Origin of the sequence: Comamonas sediminis, from assembly GCF_041107495.1 — a bacterium.
Classification (GTDB): domain Bacteria; phylum Pseudomonadota; class Gammaproteobacteria; order Burkholderiales; family Burkholderiaceae_C; genus Comamonas; species Comamonas sediminis.
Genome location: NZ_JBGBDC010000006.1, coordinates 272,851 through 290,960 on the forward strand (window position 1 = coordinate 272,851; position 18,110 = coordinate 290,960).

General features: G+C 65.0%; 18 protein-coding genes. 14 read left to right on the top strand and 4 right to left on the bottom strand.

All coding sequences use genetic code 11. The features are described from left to right. Window positions 1–46: 46 nt before the first annotated feature. The 13 genes from AB7A72_RS15300 (at window position 47) to AB7A72_RS15360 (ending at window position 12,334) form a co-directional block, all read left to right on the top strand. Window positions 47–688: a hypothetical protein gene (locus tag AB7A72_RS15300; protein WP_369460445.1), complete on the top strand. Its 642-nt coding sequence runs from the start codon at window positions 47–49 to the stop codon at window positions 686–688. Further along, complete coding sequence (gene ubiB / locus AB7A72_RS15305; RefSeq protein ID WP_369460446.1) at window positions 685–2,256, top strand: ubiquinone biosynthesis regulatory protein kinase UbiB; 1,572 nt, start codon at window positions 685–687, stop codon at window positions 2,254–2,256. The genes AB7A72_RS15300 and ubiB overlap by 4 nt, the downstream gene beginning before the upstream one ends. Window positions 2,257–2,295: 39 nt before the next feature. Continuing rightward, window positions 2,296–3,774 (top strand): sodium:solute symporter family protein, encoded by a 1,479-nt coding sequence (locus tag AB7A72_RS15310; protein WP_369460447.1) that lies wholly within the window; start codon window positions 2,296–2,298, stop codon window positions 3,772–3,774. 103 nt (window positions 3,775–3,877) lie between these two features. After that, entirely contained in the window at window positions 3,878–4,174 is a 297-nt protein-coding gene (locus AB7A72_RS15315; RefSeq protein WP_312451938.1) for an FmdB family zinc ribbon protein, read from the top strand. Window positions 4,175–4,189: 15 nt separating this feature from the next. Beyond that, window positions 4,190–4,828, top strand: a complete 639-nt coding sequence (locus AB7A72_RS15320; protein ID WP_239810825.1) for a DUF502 domain-containing protein — start codon at window positions 4,190–4,192, stop codon at window positions 4,826–4,828. A 41-nt stretch (window positions 4,829–4,869) separates the two neighbouring features. After that, window positions 4,870–6,678, top strand: coding sequence for an aspartate--tRNA ligase (gene aspS, locus AB7A72_RS15325; RefSeq protein ID WP_312529482.1), 1,809 nt, complete (start codon window positions 4,870–4,872; stop codon window positions 6,676–6,678). 140 nt (window positions 6,679–6,818) lie between these two features. Further along, a complete protein-coding gene (locus AB7A72_RS15330; protein ID WP_312833709.1) occupies window positions 6,819–7,652 on the top strand; it encodes a CsgG/HfaB family protein in 834 nt (277 codons plus the stop codon). Window positions 7,653–7,654: 2 nt separating this feature from the next. Further along, window positions 7,655–8,140, top strand: a complete 486-nt coding sequence (gene nudB / locus AB7A72_RS15335; RefSeq protein ID WP_312529486.1) for a dihydroneopterin triphosphate diphosphatase — start codon at window positions 7,655–7,657, stop codon at window positions 8,138–8,140. Next, window positions 8,137–8,892, top strand: coding sequence for an endonuclease/exonuclease/phosphatase family protein (locus tag AB7A72_RS15340; RefSeq protein ID WP_239810829.1), 756 nt, complete (start codon window positions 8,137–8,139; stop codon window positions 8,890–8,892). The genes nudB and AB7A72_RS15340 overlap by 4 nt, the downstream gene beginning before the upstream one ends. Before the next feature lie 133 nt (window positions 8,893–9,025). Then, window positions 9,026–9,757, top strand: a complete 732-nt coding sequence (gene folE, locus AB7A72_RS15345; protein ID WP_312833707.1) for a GTP cyclohydrolase I — start codon at window positions 9,026–9,028, stop codon at window positions 9,755–9,757. 78 nt (window positions 9,758–9,835) lie between these two features. Further along, entirely contained in the window at window positions 9,836–10,726 is an 891-nt protein-coding gene (locus tag AB7A72_RS15350) for a DMT family transporter (RefSeq protein ID WP_239810831.1), read from the top strand. 3 nt (window positions 10,727–10,729) lie between these two features. After that, the gene (locus AB7A72_RS15355) at window positions 10,730–11,587 is read left to right on the top strand and encodes a DUF429 domain-containing protein (protein ID WP_369460448.1); all 858 of its coding nucleotides are present in this window, start codon (window positions 10,730–10,732) and stop codon (window positions 11,585–11,587) included. A gap of 87 nt (window positions 11,588–11,674) precedes the next feature. After that, complete coding sequence (locus tag AB7A72_RS15360; RefSeq protein ID WP_369460449.1) at window positions 11,675–12,334, top strand: LysE family translocator; 660 nt, start codon at window positions 11,675–11,677, stop codon at window positions 12,332–12,334. A 33-nt stretch (window positions 12,335–12,367) separates the two neighbouring features. Here the strand turns inward: AB7A72_RS15360 and AB7A72_RS15365 are convergent, their stop codons facing one another. Then, window positions 12,368–12,760 carry a tautomerase family protein gene (locus AB7A72_RS15365; RefSeq protein ID WP_369460450.1) on the bottom strand — a complete coding sequence of 131 codons (393 nt, stop codon included), beginning with the start codon at window positions 12,758–12,760 and terminating at the stop codon, window positions 12,368–12,370. 104 nt (window positions 12,761–12,864) lie between these two features. Here AB7A72_RS15365 and AB7A72_RS15370 point away from each other — a divergent pair, with 104 nt between their 5' ends. Beyond that, window positions 12,865–13,722, top strand: coding sequence for a LysR substrate-binding domain-containing protein (locus tag AB7A72_RS15370; RefSeq protein ID WP_312529491.1), 858 nt, complete (start codon window positions 12,865–12,867; stop codon window positions 13,720–13,722). A 4-nt stretch (window positions 13,723–13,726) separates the two neighbouring features. On the opposite strand, the gene AB7A72_RS15375 is transcribed toward AB7A72_RS15370, so the two are convergent. The 3 genes from AB7A72_RS15375 to AB7A72_RS15385 form a co-directional block, all read right to left on the bottom strand. Then, window positions 13,727–15,067 carry a tetratricopeptide repeat protein gene (locus AB7A72_RS15375; RefSeq protein WP_369460451.1) on the bottom strand — a complete coding sequence of 447 codons (1,341 nt, stop codon included), beginning with the start codon at window positions 15,065–15,067 and terminating at the stop codon, window positions 13,727–13,729. Between the two features lie 17 nt (window positions 15,068–15,084). Then, complete coding sequence (locus tag AB7A72_RS15380) at window positions 15,085–16,491, bottom strand: amidase (RefSeq protein ID WP_369460452.1); 1,407 nt, start codon at window positions 16,489–16,491, stop codon at window positions 15,085–15,087. Between the two features lie 108 nt (window positions 16,492–16,599). Then, window positions 16,600–18,090 carry an ABC transporter substrate-binding protein gene (locus tag AB7A72_RS15385; protein WP_239810837.1) on the bottom strand — a complete coding sequence of 497 codons (1,491 nt, stop codon included), beginning with the start codon at window positions 18,088–18,090 and terminating at the stop codon, window positions 16,600–16,602. Window positions 18,091–18,110: the final 20 nt, after the last annotated feature.

Here is an 18,110-nt window from a genome sequence, read left to right on the forward strand (position 1 = left end):
GTTAATGCTTACGACAGGCGGCGGACTTGGGGAATAATTGGGGACTATGGCAACACAGTCCCCTTTTTCTTTTCCGGGCGGCATTTTTGCGCGCATTCTGGAGTCGGCCCAACCCCCGCAGTGGCTGGTGTCGGAGGTGCAGCACCGCGTGGTGCTGTTCCTCAACCATGTGCTGATGCAGGAAAGTGCGGCCATGGAGCGCCTGGTGCGCCAAAGCGGACGCGTGGTCCAGGTGCAGTGGCGCAGTATCGTGCTGGCGCTGAAGATCACCCCCGCCGGCCTGCTGGACCTGGCCGGCACCCAGGAAACCCCCGATCTGCGCGTGCAGGTGGTGGACGACTCGCCGCTGGCCTTGGCGCGCGGCGTCATCCAGGGCGAAAAGCCCGCCATCCGCATCGATGGCGATGTGCAGTTTGCCGCCGAGATTCAGTGGCTGGTGGACCATGTGCGCTGGGATGTGGAAGAAGACCTGGCCCGCCTGGTGGGTGACACCCCCGCGCATTGGCTGGCCCAGCTGGGCCAGCGCGTAGCGGCGGCGCTGCGCCAGTTTGTCAGCATGGGCGTGCGTACGGCCGACCGCTTTGGTGCCGGCCGCTTCAGCGCACAGGCCCAGCCGCCGGCGCCGCCGACGCCTCCCGGCTATGGTGCCGACAGCAGCGACACGGCCAGCGAGCGCAAACCGACATGACGCGCTTTCTACGCGGCTTCACCATATTGTGGGTGGTCTGGCGCTATGGTCTGCATGACATGGTGCTGTCGAGCTTCAACCATCCGTGGCTCAAGGGCATCACCCGGGTACTGCGCATAGGCCGCAAGTGGACGGAGCCGCGCGGCCAGCGCCTGCGTGAGGCGCTGGAGCAACTGGGCCCCATCTTTGTCAAGTTCGGCCAGGTGCTGTCCACCCGGCGCGACCTGCTGCCCCCCGATATCGCCGAAGAGCTGTCCCTGTTGCAGGACCGCGTGCCCTCGTTCGACCCGCGCATTGCGGTGCAGACCATCGAGCGTGCCTTCCGGAAGCCGCTGGCCGAGGTCTTTGTCAGCTTTGACGAAAAGCCCATTGCCAGCGCTTCGATTGCCCAGGTGCACTTTGCCACCATCCGCACCCGTGCGGGTGAGCTGCGCGATGTTGCCGTCAAGGTGCTGCGCCCGGGCATGCTGCCGGTGATCGACAGCGACCTGGCGCTGATGCGCACGATGGCCGAGCTGGTCGAGAAGTTCTCTGCCGACGGCAAGCGCCTCAAGCCGCGCCAGGTGGTGGCCGAGTTCGACACCTACCTGCACGACGAGCTCGATCTGATGCGCGAGGCCTCGAACGCCGCCCAGCTGCGCCGCAACATGGAAGGTCTGGACCTGGTGCTGATCCCCGAGGTGTTCTGGGATTTCTGCCACCAGGAAGTGATGGTGATGGAGCGCATGAATGGCGTGCCCATCAACCAGGTCGATACCTTGCGCGCTGCCGGTGTCGATATCCCCAAGCTCGCCCGCGATGGCGTGACCATTTTCTTCACCCAGGTGTTCCGCGATGGCTTTTTCCATGCGGATATGCACCCGGGCAATATCCAGGTGAGCCTGGAGCCCGAAAGCTTCGGCCGCTATATTTCGCTGGACTTCGGCATTGTCGGCACCCTGACCGAGTTCGACAAAGAGTATCTGGCGCAGAACTTCACCGCTTTTTTCCGCCGCGACTACAAGCGCGTGGCCGAGCTGCACATCGAAAGCGGCTGGGTGCCGCCCGACACCCGGGTCGATGAACTGGAGGCAGCCATCCGCGCGGTATGCGAGCCGTATTTCGACCGCCCGCTCAAGGAGATCTCGTTGGGCATGGTGCTGATGCGCCTGTTCCAGACCTCGCGGCGCTTTCAGGTCGAGATCCAGCCGCAGCTGGTGCTGCTGCAAAAGACGCTGCTCAACATCGAAGGCCTGGGCCGCCAGCTCGACCCGGACCTGGACCTGTGGAGCACCGCCAAGCCCTTTCTCGAGAAATGGATGCTCGACCAGATGGGCCCCCAGCGCCTGTGGCGCGAGCTCAAATCCCAGGCGCCGCGCTATGCCAAGCTGCTGCCCGACATGCCGCGCCTGGTGCACCAGTACCTGGCGCGCAACAGCCAGGGCCCGGACAGCGACCTGATGCTCAAGGAGTTGCTGGTGCAGCAGAAATTGACGAACAAGCTGCTGCAGATCATCATCTGCGGTGGTATTGGCTTCGTGCTGGGGCTGGTGGTGCTGCAACTGCTGATCCGCATCCGAATTTTCTAATCCTCAATCCCCAGCCTTACCCTTTGCAGGAGTGACAACGTGCTGCTCTACATGGTGATCGCCTACCTATTCGTGACCATTGGCGTAGGTCTGTGGGCCGCCAAGCGGGTGAAGAATACCGCCGACTTTGCGGTCGCGGGCCGGAACCTGCCGCTGTTCATGATCATTACCACCACGTTTGCGACCTGGTTCGGGTCGGAGATCGTGCTGGGCGTGCCGGCCAAGTTCATCGAAGGCGGCCTGCGCAATGTGGTCGAAGACCCGTTTGGTGCCGGCACCTGCCTGATCCTGGTGGGCCTGTTCTTTGCGGCCAAGCTCTACCGCATGAACCTGCTGACCATCAGCGACTACTACCGCAAGCGCTATGGCAGCGCGGTGGAGATCATCTGCTCGCTGATCATCATGCTGAGCTACCTGGGCTGGGTCTCCGCCCAGGTCACGGCCCTGGGCCTGGTGTTCAACCTTCTCTCGGGCGGCGCGGTCAGCATCTCCATGGGCATGGTGATTGGCGTGGTGTCCATCCTGGCCTACACCTTGTTTGGCGGCATGTGGTCGGTGGCCGTCACCGATTTTGTGCAGATGATCATCCTGGTGGTCGGCCTCATGGTGCTGGCCTTCTTCGCCTCGGACATGGCCGGCGGCGCCGGCAAGGTCATCGACCTGGCCACCAGCCGCGATCTGTTCCAGTTTTGGCCCGAGCCGACCTGGCATGACATCGTCTTCTTCTTTGCCGCAGCCATCACGATGATGCTGGGCTCGATTCCGCAGCAGGACGTGTTCCAGCGCGTGATGTCGGCCAACACCGAGAAGTCGGCCGTGCGCGGCACGGTGATTGGCGGCTCGGCCTATATTTTGTTCGCCTTTGTGCCGATGTTCCTGGTAGCCAGCGCACTGATCATCATGCCCGAGGCCACGGCCAGCCTGCTCAAGGACGACCCGCAAAAGGTGCTGCCCACGTTGGTGATGGAGAAGATGCCGTTTGTGATGCAGGTGCTGTTCTTTGGCGCGCTGCTGTCTGCCATCAAGTCCTGTGCCTCGGCCACCTTGCTGGCCCCGAGCGTCACCTTCACCGAGAACATCTGGCGCCAGTTCCGCCCCCAGGTGAGCGACCGCGAGAACCTCAAGACGATGCGCATCAGCGTGCTGGTGTTCAGCGCCTGCGTGCTGGCCTATTCGATCCGCATGCAGGGCACCCCCATCTATGAGCTGGTCTCGGGCGCCTACCAGGTGCCGCTGGTCGGCGCCTTTGTGCCGCTGGTGATGGGCCTGTACTGGAAACGTGCGACCACGCAGGGGGCGCTGCTGGCGGTGTTCCTGGGCATCGGCGTCTGGCTGTCAGGCTTGAACATGGCCTGGGGCGCTGCGTTCCCGGCCCAGCTGGCCGGCGTGCTGGCTGCCTTCACCGGCATGGTGGCCGGCTCGCTGCTGCCGCAGGCCATCCGCAACCAGAAGACGGATGTGCAGGCCTTTGTGGCCGAGACCGCGCCTGCTGCCGGCGCAGCAGTGGCGGGGCGCTGAGCGAGCAGGGCTGGACGGCGGGCGTAGTGCTTAGCCTACGCCCGGGATCGGTTTTGCAACCCGCCTATAATCAAGAGTTTCCCTCCGTTTTCTTACACGCGCGATGCCTATTTACGCCTACAAGTGCAGTGCCTGCGGCTATGCCAAGGATGTTTTGCAAAAGATATCGGATGCGCCGCTGACGGACTGCCCCGAATGCAAGCAAGCCAGCTTTTCCAAGCAACTGACGGCCCCGGGGTTCCAGCTCAAGGGTACGGGCTGGTATGCCACCGATTTCAGCGGCAAGTCGGCCAGTGCCGCGCCAGCGGGTGCGCCTGCCGCTGAGGCGGCCGCGCCCGCAGCGGCACCCGCACCTGCGTCTGCACCCGCACCGGCTGCCAGCAGCAGCTCGGCGGTCTGAAAGCGGCGTGCGGTGATGGCGTCCCTGCGTAAATGGTTGCTGACCGGGCTGCTGGTCATTGTGCCGGGGGTCATCACGGTCTGGGTGCTCAACTGGATCATCGGCACGCTCGACCAGACCTTGCTGATCCTGCCGCAACACTGGCAGCCAGACGAGGTCCTGGGCTACCATATTCCCGGCTTTGGTGTGGTGCTGACCTTGGCGATCCTGCTGATCGTCGGCGGCATTGCGAGCAATTTTGTCGGCCGCAAGCTGGTCGCCTGGGGCGATGCGCTGGTCAGCCGCATTCCGGTGGTGCGCTCGATTTACTCGAGCGTCAAGCAGGTCTCCGACACCTTGTTTTCCGAGAGCGGCAATGCCTTCCGCACCGCCGTCATGGTGCAGTGGCCCCATCCCGGCATGTGGACCATCGGCTTTGTGACCGGTGCTCCCAGCGGTGAGCTGGACAGCCACCTGCACCAGAACCCGGACAGTGCCGATACCGCTTTTGTCAGCGTCTATGTGCCCACCACGCCCAACCCGACGGGCGGCTACCTGGTGATGGTGCCCAAGCGCGATTGCATTGAATTGAACATGAGCGTGGATGCTGCGCTTAAATACATCGTCTCGATGGGGGTCGTGGCTGCGCCCGATGCCCCGGCGGGGTCTAAATAACTGAGAACTAAGGCACCTTTGTCGGTGCAGGAAGATTGGCTATGGCAATGCGTTCCCAATACTGCGGTCAAGTGACCGAAGCCCAGATGGGCGAAACCGTGAGCCTGTGCGGCTGGGTCAATCGCCGCCGTGACCACGGTGGTGTGATTTTCATCGACCTGCGTGACCGCGAAGGCTATGTGCAGGTGGTCTGCGATCCCGACCGCGCCGAGATGTTCAAGGTCGCCGAGGGCGTGCGCAATGAGTTCTGCGTGCAGGTCAAGGGTCTGGTGCGTGCCCGTCCTGACGGCACCACCAACGATTCGATCAAGAGCGGCAAGATCGAGGTGCTGTGCCACGAGCTGAACGTGCTCAATGCGTCGGTGACGCCTCCGTTCCAGCTCGACGACGAGAACCTGTCGGAGACCGTGCGCCTGACCAACCGCGTGCTGGACCTGCGCCGCCCCACGATGCAGCGCAACATGATGCTGCGCTACAAGACGGCCATCCAGGTGCGCAACTTCCTCGACAAGGAAGGCTTCATCGACATCGAAACGCCGATGCTGGGCAAGAGCACGCCCGAAGGCGCGCGTGACTACCTGGTGCCCAGCCGCGTGCACGACGGCGAATTCTTCGCGCTGCCCCAGTCGCCCCAGCTGTACAAGCAGATGCTGATGGTGGCCGGCTACGACCGCTACTACCAGATCACCAAGTGCTTCCGCGACGAAGACCTGCGCGCTGACCGCCAGCCCGAGTTCACGCAGATCGACTGCGAAACCTCGTTCCTGAACGAAGAAGAGATCCGCGCCATTTTCCAGCGCATGATCAAGGAAGTGTTCCAGACCCAGCTGAATGTGGATCTGGGCGAGTTCCCGATCATGACCTACCAGGACGCAGCCTTCCGCTTTGGCTCGGACAAGCCGGACCTGCGCGTCAAGCTGGAGTTCACCGAGCTGACCGACGTGATGAAGGACGTGGACTTCAAGGTCTTCTCCGGCGCTGCCAACATGAAGGGCGGCCGCGTGGTGGGTCTGCGTGTGCCAGGCGGCGCGCGCGAGCAGGGCGGTCTGTCGCGTGGCGACATCGACGCCTACACCGACTTCGTCAAGATCTATGGCGCCAAGGGCCTGGCCTACATCAAGGTCAATGAGCTGGCCAAGGGACGTGACGGCCTGCAGTCGCCGATCGTCAAGAACATCCATGACGCCGCGATTGCCGAGATCCTCAAGCGCACCGAAGCGCAGGACGGCGATTTGATCTTCTTTGGCGCCGACAAGGAAAAGGTGGTCAACGACGCCATCGGCGCGCTGCGCATCAAGATCGGCCACAGCGCATTCGGCAAGAGCACCGGTCTGTTTGAAGACCGTTGGGCACCGCTGTGGGTGGTGGACTTCCCGATGTTCGAGTATGACGAGGAAAACGACCGCTGGGCGGCCGTGCACCACCCCTTCACGTCGCCCAAGGACGGCCATGAGGACCTGATGGACACCGATCCCGGCAAGTGCATTGCCAAGGCCTACGACATGGTGCTCAACGGTTGGGAACTGGGCGGCGGCTCGGTGCGTATCCACCGCGCCGATGTGCAGTCCAAGGTGTTCACGGCCCTGAAGATCAGCGCCGAAGATGCACGTGCCAAGTTCGGCTACCTGCTGGATGCGCTGCAGTACGGCGCGCCTCCCCACGGCGGCCTGGCCTTCGGTCTGGACCGTCTGATCACCTTGATGACCGGCTCCGAGTCGATCCGCGACGTGATTGCCTTCCCCAAGACCCAGCGCGCCCAGGACCTGCTGACCCAGGCCCCATCGCCAGTGGACGAAAAGCAGCTGCGCGAGCTGCACATCAAGCTGCGCAACCCTGCCGGCGCGCAGTAAGCGGACCGCGCCGTGCATGGCCTTGCCTGATGCACGGCGCCGCCACAAGGCCAAAGCCCTCCGGGCTTTGGCCTTTTTTGTCATTCCGGGGCGCTATGCTCTGGCCTGACTGACAGATTGCAAAGGTAGCCATGCAAGCGATGACTGCACATTCCAACCGCAGCGGGTGCTGGGCACGCGGCATGGCCGTGGCCGCCATCGCGCTGGCCTTGGCCGGCTGCGGCGAGAAAAAGACCGAGCTGGGCCAGGGAGGCTCGGAAGTCTCCGGCTCGGCCGGGCCGGCGGGCGGCCAGGGCGCGCATGCCAGCCTGGAGCGCTGCGACGAGCCGATTGCCACCGTGGCCTTGCTGGAGAACCCGCGCGGCTACGTGATGCCCAGCAGCGTGAACCTGCCGCCAACCCCTGTGCCGCTGGTGCGCTTGCTGATGCAGCAAAGCGGCTGCTTTCGCGTGGTGGACCGGGCCGGTGGCCTGGAGGGCACCATCCGCGAAGGCGAGCTGCAGGATGCCGGCGTGCTGCGCCCCCATGGCACGGTGCAAAAGCGCAAGGGCTACGAAGCCCAGTACACGATGGTGCCCAACCTCACCTTCAGCGAGCAGGATGCCGGCCGGGGCCTGGCGGGCATCATCGCGATGATCCCGGTGCTGCGCGATATCGCAGGGCTGGCCGGTGTGGCCGAGCAGGTCAAGTTCAAGGAGGCGCAGACGGCCCTGTTCCTGACCGACAACGAAACCACCGAGCAGGTCGCCGCTGCTACCGGCTCGGCCCGTGCGACCGACCTGGGCGTGGGCGGCGTGCTGCTGGGCCGCCTGGGTGGCGGCGCTGGCATGGGCTGGAGCAATACCAATGAGGGCAAGGTGATTGCCGCTGCGTTCCTGAACGCCCACAACCTGATGGTGCAGCAGGTGCGGTTGCTGCAGGCCAAGGCCTTGCCACCGGCCGTGGCCACCCGCAAGCCCGAGGCCAAGCGTTGACGATGCAAGCGGCCACAGGCGCCAGCCTGCCCTACAAACTGCCGCGCTCGGTGCTGGTCATCATCCACACGGCCGATCTGCAGGTGCTGCTGCTGCGCCGTGTCAGCCAGATGGAGGGCCAGGACTACTGGCAACCGGTGACCGGCAGCCAGGACAGCGATAGCGAGAGCTGGCAGGAGACGGCTATCCGCGAGGTCTTCGAGGAAACCGGCATCGATGCCCGGCAGCCCGGCTGCGTGCTGCGCGACTGGCATCTGGAGAACACCTACCCGATCTACCCGGCCTGGCGCCACCGCTATGCGCCCGATGTCCGCATGAACACCGAGCATGTGTTCAGCCTGCAGGTGCCGTCCTACACCAAGATCGTGCTCAGCCCCCGTGAGCACACCGCCCATGCGTGGCATGATTGGCAAGAGGCAGCACAGCGCTGCTATTCCATATCGAACAGCGAAGCCATTCTCTGGCTGCCGAGGTTCATAGCTTCATGACCGATACTCACGACGATTTACCGATACTGCGGGTGGCCACCTACAACATCCACAAGGGGGTGCAGGGCCTGGGACCCGTGCGCAGGTTGGAGATCCACAACCTGGGGCTGGCGGTCGAGCAGATGGATGCCGACATCATCTGCCTGCAGGAGGTGCGCAAGGACAACCGCAAGGAAGAGAGTTTCTTCAACAACTGGCCCGAGCAGAACCAGGCGGATTTTCTGACCCCGCTGGGCTACACCGCCGCCTACCGCACCAATGCCACCACGCGCTGGGGCGAGCATGGCAATGCGCTGCTCACCCGCTGGCCGATTCTGGAATCTAACCACCGTGACATCTCCGACCACCGCTTCGAGCAGCGTGGCCTGTTGCATGTGGCGATGGATATTGCCGGCCAGCGCATCCACACCATCGTCGTGCACCTGGGCCTGGTGCATGGCAGCCGCCTGCGCCAGACGGCGCTGATCCATGAGTTCATCAAGGCCCATGTGCCCGATGACGAGCCGGTGATTGTCGCCGGCGACTTCAACGACTGGGGCTTTCAGGTCAAGCGCATGCTGGCCGGGTTTGGCTTGTTTGAGTACGACGAGCAGCCGCTGATGACCTATCCTTCGCGCCTGCCCGTCGTACAGCTGGACCATGTCTACGCCCGGGGCTTGACGCCCTGCGGCCTGTTTGTGCCCCGGGGCCGTATCTGGTGGCGCATGTCCGACCATTTGCCGTTGATTGCCGAGTTCCGCCTGCGCGACTGAGGCAAAAGCCGTTTTTCGGCTTTTGGGCGCCGCGTGCTATCGAATCCATAGCTTTTGCCCTTTTCTTGCGCTGGCCGAAGGGCAAGAAACACCTTATGCTTGCGGGTCTGCAATCGCTGCTACCATCCCCGCTATGTTTACAGAACTATCCGATCCGAATAAAGCACCCGCCAGCGACGAAGGCACGCCGGTGTCCGTCAAGATCCGTGAGCGGATAGTGGCAGCCCAGCAGCGCTTCCATGCCAACGACAACATCTCCGGGTTCATCGAGCCCGGTGAGCTCGAGCAGCTGCTCGACGAGGTCGAGAGCAAGATGCAGGGCGTGCTCGACAGCATGGTCATCAACACCAAGGACGACCACAACACCCGCAACACGGCGCGCCGTGTCGCCAAGATGTACCTGACCGAGGTGTTCAAGGGCCGCTATGTGCCCCAGCCCGAGGTCACCGCCTTCCCCAATGCCGAGCACCTCAACGAGCTGATGATCGTCGGCCCGATCACCGTGCGCAGCGCCTGCAGCCACCACCTCTGCCCGGTCATCGGCAAGGTCTGGATCGGCGTGCTGCCCAACAAGAACACCAATGTGATCGGCCTGTCCAAATATGCCCGCCTGGTCGACTGGGTGCTGGGCCGCCCCCAGATCCAGGAAGAGGCCATTGTGCAGCTGGCCGATCTGATCATGAAAAAGACCCAGCCCGACGGCCTGGCTGTGGTGCTGGAGGCCTCGCACTTCTGCATGTCCTGGCGCGGCGTGCGCGAGATGGACTCCAAGATGCTCAACTCCGTCATGCGTGGCGAGTTCCTGACCAACCCCAATCTGCGGCGCGAATTCCTGTCGCTGATTCCACAGCGCGCAGGCAACTGATCTGCACCCTGACCTTGTGACACCCGGGCCCGCCCCGGGTTATTTTTTTCCTGCCCCGTTTCTACCGTTTCGCCAGCCATGACGCTCCATGCTTTCACGCTCATCATCGCGGCCGGCATCATCCACGCTTTCTGGAACATCGTTGCCAAAAAAGCCGGGGGCGATGCCCGCTTCTCGCTGTTCACTTCGGTGCTCAATGCGCTGGTGTGGCTGCCGGTGGGCTGGTGGGTGGGCAAGGATGTGGTGCCGCTGTGGGGTACGACCGAATGGGCCTTTGTCTCGGCCAGCGCCTTGCTGCATATCTTCTACTTTGTCACCTTGCTGCGCGGCTACCGGGTGGCCGATCTGACTGTGGTCTACCCGCTGGCGCGCGGTAGCGGGCCACTGATCTCGTCGATGGTGGCGGTGCTGTTTCTGGGCGAGCATCTGTCGAGCCTGGGTGCCGTGGGCATTGCCGCCGTGGTCGCGGGCGTGTTCCTGATTGCCGGCGGCCCGGCCATGCTGCGCGCCGCCACCCGGCCCGGCCCCGGCGAGGCCCGGGACCGCACCATCAAGGGCCTGTACTACGGGCTGCTGACAGGCCTGTTCATTGCCGCCTATACGGTGGTGGACAGCTATGCCGTCAAGGTGCTGCTGCTGTCGCCGATCTTGCTGGACTACATGGGCAACCTGGTGCGGGTAGTGATGCTGGCGCCGCTGGGCGTGATGGATTGGGGCGAGACCCGGCGCCTGTGGCTGCAGCAGTGGCGCTTTGCGCTGGTCGTCGCCATCTTCAGCCCCATGGCCTATGTGCTGGTGCTGTATGCGGTGCAGACTGCGCCCATCTCGCATGTGGCGCCTGCGCGCGAGGTCTCGATGCTGTTTGCCGCGCTGATTGGCGGCAAGCTGCTGGGCGAGGGCGACCGCCTGCTGCGCATTGCCGGTGCGCTGCTGATTGGCGTGGGCGTGGTCGCGCTGGGACTGGGCTGAGCGATGCCAAGGGCCGCACTGCCGCCGGTACTGGGCTGCGATTTCAGCAGCAGCCCGAGCCGGCGCAAGCCTGTGGTGGTGGCCTGGGGCCAGCTGGATGCCGAGGCGGGCACCGTGGCGCTGCAGGGCTTTCACAGCTTTGCCAGCTTGGCCCAGTGGCAGGAGTTTTTGCAGCAGCAGCCTGCCTGGGTCGGGGGTTTTGACCTGCCGTTTGCACTGCCGCGCGAACTGGTCAGCCAACTGGGCTGGCCCAGCGACTGGCAGGCCTGCATGCAGCATTACGCCAGCATGGCGCGCAGCGAGATCCGCACCCTGTTCAAGGCCTTTTGCGATGCCCGGCCTGCCGGCGGCAAGTTTGCCCACCGCGCCACCGATGGGCCCGCGGGCTCCAGCCCGTCGATGAAATGGGTCAATCCGCCGGTGGCCTGGATGCTGCACGCCGGTCTGCCCCGGCTGCAGGATGTGGGGGCGGATTTTCCAGGTCTGCTGCGCCGAGAAAGCGCCCGTGTGGCGCTGGAGGCCTACCCCGGCATGCTGGCGCGCGAGCTGATTGGCCGCCGCAGCTACAAAAGCGACGACCGCCAGCGCCAGACGCCCGAGCGTGCCCAGGCTAGGGCAGAGTTGCTAGATGCCTTGCAGCAAGGCCAGCACCGTTTGGGGCTGCGTCTGCTGGCTGATACCGCGCAACTGCAGACCATGGCGGCAGATGCCAGTGGCGACCACCTCGATGCCGCCATCTGCATGTTGCAGGCTGGCTGGGCGCTGGCCCAGCATGCGGCGGGCCATCCGCTGTATGGCCTGCCGCCCGGCATTGACCCGCTGGAAGGCTGGATCGTCACTGCGCCGCTGTCACGCCCGTAAGCGCAGGCAGATCTGGTCGGCTGGGCCGCAGGCCATAATGTGCCGGTTCTTCGCCGCTGGTCTGCGGCTCATTCCCGAGACATTCCTATGCCCACTTTCCAATCCCTGCTGGCCTTTTTTGGTGTTGCCGTGTTGCTGGCGCTGTCGCCAGGGCCGGACAACCTGTTTGTGCTGATGCAATCGATACAGCGCGGCTGGCGCGTGGGCATTGCCGTAGTGGTAGGCCTGTGCCTGGGCGTGGTGGTGCACACCACGGCGGTGGCGCTGGGGCTGGCAGCGGTGTTTGCCGCGTCCAGCATTGCATTCACGGTGCTCAAGTGGTGTGGCGCGGCCTACCTGGCCTACCTCGCCTGGGGTGCCTGGCGGGCACCGGTGGCTGCAGATGCATCTGCTGGCGGAGCGGCCGCCAGCGGAAGCGGTCGGACGGACATCGCAGGCAAGGACCTGCTGGTCATGGTGCGCCGTGGCTTGGTGATGAACCTCACCAACCCCAAAGTGCTGATCTTCTTCCTGGCCTTTTTGCCGCAGTTTGCCGACCCTGCCATCGGCCCGGTCGGCCCGCAGATCTTTGTGTTTGGCGCCGTGTTCATCCTGGCGGCCTTCCTGGTGTTTGGCGCCATTGCGCTGTTCTCGGGCGCCTTTGGCAATCTGCTGCTGCGCTCGCCGCGCGCACAGTTCTGGCTCAACAAGATTACCGCCGTGGTATTTGTGGGCCTGGCGGTCAAGCTGGCCACCGCGCAGCGCTGAGGCGCTGCCAAGGGCGCCTGCGCTGGCGGCGCATCAGCTGTGGTGGTAGCGGTATTCCTGCGTCTTGCCGCCATAGCCATAGGCGGCGGCGCGGGCATCGATCACATGCACATAGGATACCGGGTGCAACTGCGGCATCAGGCTTGCCATCGTGTCATACACCGCTTGCAGGTAGCGCGCTTTCTCCGCCTTGGTATTGGTCTCGTCGGTGATGCTGATATCCAGCTGAAAGGCCGACTGCCCCAGCTCCTCCAGCGTGTGGCCTGCAATCCACCAGTCCTGCGCTGCGACCTGGGTAAAGGCGATGGCAATCACCTCGGGGCGCTTGCCCAGAATGTCTTGCGTCAGCCGGGCAATGGCCTGGCTGATCTGTTGCTGGCGCTCCGCATGGCGGGGGCCGGAGAGTTGGATGGCGATATGGGGCATGAAAGGCTCCTGGGTGGGACGATGGGGCGATTGTGCGAGTCCTCTTTGCATTTGAAAAACGGGAAGATATGATCGTATCCATCTGTTATGCCGTTGGATAGACCATGGCCCATCTGGACCTCGCCCAGCTCCGCACCCTGATCGCCGTTGTCGAGGCCGGCAGCCTCACGGCCGCCGCGCCGCAGCTGTTTCTATCGCAGTCGGCGGTGAGCGAGCAGGTCAAGAAGCTGGAAGACTGCATTGGCAAGCCGCTGCTGCTGCGCAGCAAGACCGGCGTGCTGCCCACGGCGGCCGGCACCCAGCTGCTGGGCCATGCACGGGCGCTGGTAGGCATGGCCGACCATGCCTTGCGTGACATGCGCGGCCTGGCACTGCAGGGGGCCCTCAAGCTCGCCGTTACCGACTACTTCAAACCCGATGCGCTGGCGCGCATGCTCAAGGCCCTGGCCGAGCGCCACCCTGCTGTGCGGCTGGAGGTCAGCGTGCTGCGCAGCGCCGAGGTGGAGGCCGCCTATGCCCAGGGGCAGTGCGACCTGGGCGTGGTGATGGCGCTGCCCCCTTTCAAACAGCGCCTGCAGTTGCTGGGGCCGGAGGAGCCGCTGGTCTGGGCCCGTGCCCGCCAATGGGTGGCCGAGCCCGGCCAGCCGCTGCCGCTGCTGGTGCTGCCCGACAGCTGCGCGCTGCGCCACTATGCCGAGACGCGTTTGCGCCAGCAGGGCGTGGACTATGTGGTGGCCCACCAGGCCTCTGGCGTTGCCGGCCTGCAGTCGGCCATTGCGGCCGGTCTGGGGGTGGCCTGCATCAATGCGGCGGTGCTGACCGAGGCGATGGCGCCCGTCCTGCCCGCTGCGGGCTTGCCGCGCCTGAGCCGTGTGCGTTTTGGCCTGCTGCCGGTGCAGGGGGCCGAGCCTGCGCTGGTGCAGCAGGTGCGGGCCTTGCTGCAATCGGATTGGGTCGCCTGAACCTTCACGCGGCCAGGGAGGGCGGCAAGCCCAGGCCCTGGTAAATGCGCCGCATATGCGCGGCCAGCCGTTTGGATTGCGGCTGCTGGTTATGCCAGGGCTGCACCAGGTTTTGCAAGGCCGTCCACTGGCCGCTGTGCCGCAGCGCGCTCCAGTACAGCTGGCTGAACAGGTCGCGCTGGGCATGGCTGCCGCCTATCTCGACCAGGCGCGCAATCAACGGGCCCAGCAGCTGGGCAGCCTGCAGATACCGGCCCTGTGCATGGGCCAGCAGGCCCCGCGCCGCGGGCAGGCAGACATCCTGCCAGACGGTGCGCAGCCGGGGCTGCACCTGCGCATCGGCATGGCTTTGCATGCTGGCCAGCAGCTGCTGCGCGGCCTGCCACTGCCCGGCGCGGGCGAGGCCGTACAGGTACTGCAGGTCGAGAAACGGCAGCACATGGTCATGCTGGCGCTGCAGCAGGTAGGGGCTGAGCTGCTGCCAGCGCTGACCCACATCGACGCCTTCGAGCTCCAGCCGCGCCAGCAGCGAGATGGAGCCGATCTGGTCCTGCGAATAGGCGGGCACCACCCCCCAGACCTGGCGGTCATGCAGCTGCAGCGCTTCGTCGTGGCGCGCATCCTCCATCAGGAACAGAGCCAGGTGCCACCAGTTGTGCGTCTGCATGAAGGAGTTGAGCCCCGTCCAGCTGCCGCTGGCGCCTTGCATGAAGGCCAGGCCTTCATCCACACGGCCTTCGGTCAGCAGCACATGGGCCAGCGCATGGTGGGCCCAGGGCTCTTTGAAACGCAGCTGCAGCGCATGGCGCGCTGCGCGCTCGGCCGGCCCGAGCAGATGGCATTGCTCATAGGCAAAGGCCAGCATGCCGTGGAAGTAGGGGATATCGGCGCAGTGCGGCAGGGCGTTCAGTGCCATGCGCAGCATGGCCGGTGAATCGCCCAGGTTGAAGGCATGGTAGTGCGCGAGCTTGAGCGCAGCCAGATCGCGGGGGTAGTGATGGACCAGCGCTTCCAGCCTGTGCGCGGCCAGGGGCGTGTCGCCATCGGCCCAGGCCTCGATGGCGGCCAGCCATTGCGCTTCGCGGTCATGGGCCTGCGCCAGCTGGGTGCGGGCGCGCTGCAAAAAGGGCCGCGCCTGCTGGGCGGCCTGGGCGTCTTCGGCAAACAGATGGAGCGCCGCGCACCAGGTCTGCACCAGCGGGCTGGGGTCCTGCGCGGCGATGTCCAGGATGCGCAGCACGCGCATCTCGCAGGCGGCAAAGCCTTCTGCAAAATCGTTCAGGTAGGGCAGGGCGGCCGCATCGCTGCTCACCGGGTTGCCATACAGGTCGTGCTGCATACCCATGCGTTTGTCTCCTCGGCTCAGGCCTTGGGCGGCTGGGGCCAGGGCTTTTGCGGGCCACGGATCTGCTCGAAAGCCCGCGACAGCTGCAGCACGCCCAAGTCGTCAAAACGCGCGCCGGCAATCTGCAGGCCAATGGGCAGGCCGGCAGCGGTGTAGCCGCAGTTGATGGAGGCGGCCGGCTGCTCCGACATGTTGTAGGGCACGGTAAAGCCGATGTGCTCCAGCGGGCGCAAGGGGTCATTGGTCGGCGATGCCCATTCGGCATCAAAGGCGACGTGGGGCGCCACCGGCGAGATCACAAAGTCGAACGCGCTGCAGGCCTTGACGGTGGCCAGGCGCACCTGGTGGAACTGCTGGCTGGCCTGGAAGACCGCGCTGCCGCTCATGCCCTCGGCGCTTTCGGCCCAGGTACGGATATACGGCAGCACCTTGTCGCGCTGCGCGCTGCTGAGTGCCTGCAGGTCGGTCAGCGAGCGCATGCGCCAGAAGCGGTCCATGCCGTCGAGCATCGCGGGCGTCATGAAGGCGGGCATCGGCGTGATCCGGGCGCCAGCGGATTCCAGCAGTGCAGCAGCCTGCTCGATGGCGGCGCGCACCTCGGACTGCAGCGGCAGGCCGCAGCCCGCATCGAGCAAGAGGCCAATGCGTTTGCCCCGGATAAAGTCCGCACCGGTGGCGGCCACGGTGCTCCAGGCCATCTCCTGCGGCGGCAGGCTCATGCTGTCGCGCGCATCGGGGGCCGACAGCACCTGCATCATCAGCGCCGAATCGTCCACGCTGCGGGTCATCGGCCCCGCAGCGCGGCCTTGGTACGGTGGGTCGATGGGAATGCGGCCCAGGCTGGGCTTGAGACTGTAGATACCGCACCAGCTGGCCGGCAGGCGCAAGGAGCCACCGATGTCGGTGCCGATATGCAGCGGCCCGTAGCCTGCGGCTGCCGCCGCACCGCCACCGGCGCTGGAGCCGCCCGGGCCCTTGCTCAGGTCCCAGGGGTTGCGCGCCAGCGGGTGGAAGCTCGACAGGCCCGACGACAGCATGCCGTAGTCCGGCATCGTGGTCTTGCTGAAGCAGATGGCATGGGCCTCGCGCAGGCGGGCTGCGGGCGGCGCATCCGCAGCCGCAGGCACCAGGGTGACGGCCGCTGTGCCTGCGGGCAGTGGGTCGCCCTCGGTGGCGATGTTTTCCTTGATCGTCACCGGCAGGCCATCGAGCAGGCCGGCGGGTGTGCCCTTGTGCCAGCGTGCTTCGCTGGCGCGGGCCTGCGCCAGCGCCTCTTCAGGCCGGTACAGGTAGGTGGCGCACAGATGCGGCTCCCACTGCCCGACATGGTCGATGACGGATTGCATGACATCGACAGGGGAGAGTTCTTGCTTTTGGTAGGCGGCCAGCAGCGCTGTGGCGGGCCAATCGTGCAACGCGGTCATATCGGGCAGGGGGTGTGAAAAGGGTAGGGACGCGGAAAGAAAAAACGCCCATCTCGGCAGGCCGTAGATGGGCGGTGTGCTGGTTTGAAGCCTAGCGCAAGACCGGGTTCAAGCCCAGTACATGGATGACAGGTCGTTGATGAAGATCGGCATGTCCTTCCACAGGCCACGCACGTTCTTCGCGGCAATGGTCACCCACTGCGGCTGGTACAGGTAGACGTTGGCGGCATCTTCGGCCAGCAGGCGCTGGGCCTCGCCCAGCAGGCGCGAGCGGTCGGCCGGGCGGGCTTCGAGCTTGATCTGTTCGAACAGCTTGTTGAACTTCTCGGACTTGTAGCCCCAGTAGTAATCGGGCCGGGTGTAGTTCTCCAGGTCGAAAGGCTCCACGTGCGAGATCAGCGACAGGTCGTAGTTCTTGTTGGTGTAGGTGCCCGAGAGCCACTGCGCCCATTCCACGTTCTGCAGCTTGACCTCGACGCCGATCTTGGCCAGTTGCGCGGCAATGATCTCGCCGCCCTGGCGCGCATACGGCGTGGGCGGCAGGGTCATGCTCAGGCTCAGCGGCGTCTTCACGCCGGCCTCGGCCATCAGCTTCTTGGCCTTTTCCACATCAAAGGGGTTGATGCCGGTGGTGTCCACATAGCCATAGGCGCCGGGCACGTAGTGGCTGCCAATCGGCACGCCCAGGCCTTCGGCCGCACCGGCGATGACGGCCTTGCGGTCGATGGCCGCAGACAGTGCGCGGCGCACACGCACATCGTCCAGCGGCTTGCGGCGCTCGTTGATGGCGACGATGGTCTTGGCGCGCGAGCCGGAGATGACCACCTGGTAGCGCGGGTTGGTCTTGAACTGGTCGATGCCACGGGCCGAGACACGCGCGAAGATGTCCACATCACCGGCCAGCAAGGCGGCCACTTGCGCGGCGGCATCCGAGATGAAGCGGAAGGTGGCGCGGCGAATGCGGATGCTGCCGGGGTTGCGGTACTGCGGCCAGGCATCCAAGGTGATCGATGCCCCTTTGCTCCAGTTGCCCAGCTTGTAGGGGCCGGTGCCGATGGGCTTGGTCGCGTTGCTGTCGGCGCTCTTGGGCTCCACGATGATCGAGGTGGCCTGGCCCAGCACGAACAGCAGGTCCGGGTCGATTTCCTTGTTGAGGATCACCACCGTGTGGTCGTCCACCACCTGGGCCGTGAGGTTGGCGAAGGTACGCTTGTCCTTGTTGGTGCTCTTCTCACCGGCTGCGCGGTCAAAGGAGAACTTGACGCTGTTGGCGTTGAAGGGCTCGCCATTGTGGAAGCTCACCCCTTTGCGCAGCTTGAAGGTGTAGGTCTTCAGATCGGGCGAGACCTCCCAGCTCTCGGCCAGCAGCGGCGAGACGCTGCCGTCCGAATTGATCTTGGTCAGCGTCTCGTAGAGGTTGTAGTGGGTGATCTCGGCAATCGACGAGGCGGCGCCGGCGGTGGGGTCCAGCCCTGGCGGCTCCAGGGTCATACCCAGCACAACGGTGTCTTTCTTGGCCTGCGCCTGGGCGATGCCAGGCAGCCACAGCGGCAGCGGTGCCAGGGTGCCTGCAGCAAGCAGGTGTCTACGGTTCAGCATCCGGGACTCCTTGGATAGGG

Excerpts from the sequence above, each read along its gene's own strand:
- AB7A72_RS15300 (WP_369460445.1), top strand. The coding sequence starts at position 47 with ATGGCAACACAGTCCCCTTTTTCTTTTCCGGGCGGCATTTTTGCGCGC.
- ubiB (WP_369460446.1), top strand. The coding sequence starts at position 685 with ATGACGCGCTTTCTACGCGGCTTCACCATATTGTGGGTGGTCTGGCGC.
- AB7A72_RS15315 (WP_312451938.1), top strand. The coding sequence starts at position 3,878 with ATGCCTATTTACGCCTACAAGTGCAGTGCCTGCGGCTATGCCAAGGAT.
- AB7A72_RS15320 (WP_239810825.1), top strand. The coding sequence starts at position 4,190 with ATGGCGTCCCTGCGTAAATGGTTGCTGACCGGGCTGCTGGTCATTGTG.
- aspS (WP_312529482.1), top strand. The coding sequence starts at position 4,870 with ATGGCAATGCGTTCCCAATACTGCGGTCAAGTGACCGAAGCCCAGATG.
- AB7A72_RS15330 (WP_312833709.1), top strand. The coding sequence starts at position 6,819 with ATGACTGCACATTCCAACCGCAGCGGGTGCTGGGCACGCGGCATGGCC.
- nudB (WP_312529486.1), top strand. The coding sequence starts at position 7,655 with ATGCAAGCGGCCACAGGCGCCAGCCTGCCCTACAAACTGCCGCGCTCG.
- AB7A72_RS15340 (WP_239810829.1), top strand. The coding sequence starts at position 8,137 with ATGACCGATACTCACGACGATTTACCGATACTGCGGGTGGCCACCTAC.
- folE (WP_312833707.1), top strand. The coding sequence starts at position 9,026 with ATGTTTACAGAACTATCCGATCCGAATAAAGCACCCGCCAGCGACGAA.
- AB7A72_RS15350 (WP_239810831.1), top strand. The coding sequence starts at position 9,836 with ATGACGCTCCATGCTTTCACGCTCATCATCGCGGCCGGCATCATCCAC.
- AB7A72_RS15355 (WP_369460448.1), top strand. The coding sequence starts at position 10,730 with ATGCCAAGGGCCGCACTGCCGCCGGTACTGGGCTGCGATTTCAGCAGC.
- AB7A72_RS15360 (WP_369460449.1), top strand. The coding sequence starts at position 11,675 with ATGCCCACTTTCCAATCCCTGCTGGCCTTTTTTGGTGTTGCCGTGTTG.
- AB7A72_RS15365 (WP_369460450.1), bottom strand. The coding sequence starts at position 12,760 with ATGCCCCATATCGCCATCCAACTCTCCGGCCCCCGCCATGCGGAGCGC.
- AB7A72_RS15370 (WP_312529491.1), top strand. The coding sequence starts at position 12,865 with ATGGCCCATCTGGACCTCGCCCAGCTCCGCACCCTGATCGCCGTTGTC.
- AB7A72_RS15375 (WP_369460451.1), bottom strand. The coding sequence starts at position 15,067 with ATGGGTATGCAGCACGACCTGTATGGCAACCCGGTGAGCAGCGATGCG.
- AB7A72_RS15380 (WP_369460452.1), bottom strand. The coding sequence starts at position 16,491 with ATGACCGCGTTGCACGATTGGCCCGCCACAGCGCTGCTGGCCGCCTAC.
- AB7A72_RS15385 (WP_239810837.1), bottom strand. The coding sequence starts at position 18,090 with ATGCTGAACCGTAGACACCTGCTTGCTGCAGGCACCCTGGCACCGCTG.